This window comes from Bacillus sanguinis (assembly GCF_018332475.1).
GTDB lineage: Bacteria > Bacillota > Bacilli > Bacillales > Bacillaceae_G > Bacillus_A > Bacillus_A sanguinis.
This window is the reverse complement of the sequence record NZ_BOQB01000631.1, coordinates 1-913: the sequence shown is the minus strand read 5'-3', so window position 1 is coordinate 913 and position 913 is coordinate 1. Positions and strand designations below refer to the sequence as shown.

1 protein-coding gene is annotated in these 913 nt (G+C 34.7%); it reads right to left on the bottom strand.

Annotation, left to right across the window (positions count from 1 at the left end):
- Positions 1-146: 146 nt before the first annotated feature.
- The coding region (locus KI369_RS28925; protein ID WP_212959052.1) for an MFS transporter at positions 147-913 on the bottom strand (767 nt) is incomplete at its 5' end.

Below are 913 nucleotides of genomic sequence, written 5' to 3'. Positions count from 1 at the left end.
AGTTTTACACATCCATTTATATTGTAACAAAAATTCCAATGATTAGAAATATGACATCTTGTCTTTTAAGATAGATTTAAGGAAAGATTATACTAATATAAAAAAGCCATCCAAAATGATAATTGGATAGCTTTTCGAACAAAATATTATGCCGCTTTAGGAGCGTTTCTCTCATGCCCACGTTGAACGATGAACAAGAAGATTGTTGATAAAATTGCACCTGTTAATAGTAAGATGAAGCAACCGTCCCAGCCAGAACGATCAACAATAACGCCAATTGCTGCGTTTGCTACAAGACTTCCGCCTACATAACCGAACAGACCACACATACCAACTGTCGTACCTACTGCAAATTTCGGTACTAATTCCATCGCACTTAAACCGATTAAGAACTGTGGTACATAAATTAAACAACCGATAATAGAAACTGCAATACTTACAACAAGTATGCTAGTTGCTTGCCAATATACAAACGTACCAATAACAACTCCAACCATACTAATGATACATAATGGCATACGTTTTCCTTTAAATAATTTATCACTTAAAAGACCAACGATTAATGAACTTGGAATTGCCATACCTTCAAAGATCGCGTACGCCGCGTGTGCTTCATTTTTTGAGAAACCTTTAACTGTCGTTAAATAAAGTGGAACCCAGTTAATAACGCCGAAACGAATTAAATAAACAAACGCATTTGCAATACATAAGAACCATACAAATTTATTTTTTACTACGTACTTCATTAAAATTTCTTTTGGTGACATCTTGTTAGCATTGTCTGCTTTTTCAAGATTTTCATAGTCATTACGATACTCATCAATTGGAGGAAGACCTTCTGATTCTGGTGTATCCTTCGCATTAATCCAAACAAGAACTGCAATTACCATTGCGATAATCGCTGGGAAAATAA